This window comes from Halomonas sp. MES3-P3E, from assembly GCF_002836035.1.
Lineage (GTDB): Bacteria > Pseudomonadota > Gammaproteobacteria > Pseudomonadales > Halomonadaceae > Vreelandella > Vreelandella arctica.
The window spans coordinates 1-2,192 of record NZ_PJBT01000081.1 but is presented as its reverse complement, the minus strand read 5'-3'; the positions used below and the strand labels follow the sequence as shown (position 1 = coordinate 2,192).

The 2,192-nt window shown below is 53.5% G+C and carries 1 protein-coding gene and 1 pseudogene; both read left to right on the top strand.

Annotated features, from left to right (window positions below):
* Nucleotides 1-150: 150 nt before the first annotated feature.
* Nucleotides 151-1,188, top strand: a complete 1,038-nt coding sequence (locus CXF87_RS11840; protein ID WP_101146756.1) for a hypothetical protein — start codon at nt 151-153, stop codon at nt 1,186-1,188.
* A 98-nt stretch (nt 1,189-1,286) separates the two neighbouring features.
* Nucleotides 1,287-2,192, top strand: a pseudogene (locus CXF87_RS22055) (IS3 family transposase); the annotation flags it as partial.

The window sequence follows — 2,192 nt, the reverse complement described above, 5'->3', positions numbered from 1 at the left end:
CAGGATGCGGGTTTTTTTATGAGCGTTTTGAGTAGTGCTGGAGTGATATCGTGGTGATCGCTACCCGTCTCACAGCAGTGACTATTTGAATAATGGAGTTTTTCGGCATAGGTACTGTCTCTGTTAAAGACTTCCCAAAGGAGCATAACGATGCAGAAAGCCAGAATCTTGCAGCAGGGCAGTATTCACTGCTTCCCCGTTGGCCTTCGCGATGAGCAGGGCAAACTCGCCAACGCAGAAGTCTCGGCGGTTATGTACGACGGTGAGCGGTTACTGCTGGCCAGCGATAAGCCGATTCCTGGTGAGCATCGTTCCGCGGTCTTTGCCTTGCCCATGACGGATGACGGGCCGGATGATTCGCAGCTTGAGTATTTTACAACGCCGCTGATCAAGCGGGCGGTGAAGTATGAAGACTTCGCCCTGACCGCCGATGGTAAGCATGTATTGGCTACCACCGGTTTTGATCGCATTGATGACGTGACCCATGATCTAAATGCCTACAATCATTTATTGATTTGGCCGCTGGGGGAGCCTGAAAAGGTGCAGGCGGTGGACCCTGACCCGCGTGATGGGGTTGAAGGGTCGTTGGAGTTACGCAATAAGCTGAACCACGCGATTGGCTTACCTTACTACAAGATCGAAGGGCTGGCGGCAGTGCCGGGCGAGCTAGGCGATGGGCTGCTGCTTTTCGGCGTACGCGAGCAGGGGCAGCGCCATGATGACTTCGCCTATGTGAGCCGTGTGGTCGGCGCCCACTATGTTGTGAATGCGTCCGGCAACCTCGAGTTTATCGATGAGTTGCGCGAACTCTACGCTTTTGAACCGACTGAGCATGAAGGGGTAGCGATTGAGTGCGGGTTATCGAGTCTTGAGTATGACCCTTACCACCACCGACTTTATCTGATGACCAGCTTTGAAACGGAGGTTGATAACGTCGCACGCATTGGCGGCTACCTATGGCTGATGGAGCTGGATAACCTCACCACTGGCGAGCCGCCTGCCTTGATACTCGGGATGGACGGCACTCCTTTTGAATTTGAGCACAAGGCAGAAGGTCTGGCGGTGCTGGATCATGAGCGTGTCTTTGTGGTGTATGACAATGATCGTGAAATGGGGGTGGGTAGTATTGACGAGCGCGATGAGCGTCACGCCAGCGAAGCGCTTTATACGCTGTTGCATATGGAGTAACGCGCGCACGCTATCAGGCTAGCATTAAGAAAAAAGGCACCCAAGCTGAACTGCACCCCCAAAAGTTGGACACTCATCCAACGATTGGGGTGTTTTTCATGACGAAATACAATGAAGCGTTCAAGCTACTAGTAGTGCAAAGCTACGCAGAAGGACAACAAGGTTACAAGAGACTGGCCAGACAGTACGGTCCTGGCCCTACCACCATCAGGCGTTGGGTTAAACACTATGAAGAGCATGGTCTAACTGGCTTGCAGAAAAAGTTCAGCCACTACAGCGCTGAGTTCAAATTAGCGGTATTGCAACGGATGAGGCAAGAGGAGCTCTCAGCCTTACAAGCGACGACTCTGTTCGATATCCGAGGTGGAGCGGGCGTCGTACGGCGGTGGGAAAGTCAGTATCATGAAGGAGGCTTCCAGGCGTTGGAGCCTAAAGCACGAGGTCGACCGACGAAGATGCCTACAACAGAGCCACCAAAGCCCCCACTTCCATTGCCTGAAATGAGCTCGCTGGAGCAGTTGCTCCAAGAAAATGAATACTTGCGTGCTGAGGTGGCCTACCTAAAAAAGTTGAGGGCCTTGCGTCAGGCCAAAGAGCAAGCCGCGCAGAAAAAGCGCGGGTAGTCCTTGAACTGAAGCAAGGCCACCCTTTGCCGATGCTGCTAAAAGTAGCCGAACTGTCGCGTAGCACCTTCTATTATCAGGTAAGGGTGCAGCAGCTGGATGATCGGCATGCTGGTCTGAAGCGTCGAATTCACGCCCTCTACGAGCGTCACAAAGGGCGCTACGGCTATCGACGAATTACGGCAGCGTTGCGCCAGGCGGGAGAGCAGGTCAACCACAAAACAGTTCAACGTCTGATGCAGCATCTGGGGTTGAAGTCATTGGTACGCCCAAAGAAATACCGCTCCTATCGTGGACAACAGGCCAGTGTTCCCAATCTTCTTGCCCGTCAGTTTCAGGCTGAACGCCCCAACCAACGGTGGGTCACCGACGTCACGGAGT

Bases quoted from the DNA above. Each gene is read 5' to 3' on its own strand.
- CXF87_RS11840 (WP_101146756.1), top strand. From the start codon at position 151: ATGCAGAAAGCCAGAATCTTGCAGCAGGGCAGTATTCACTGCTTCCCC.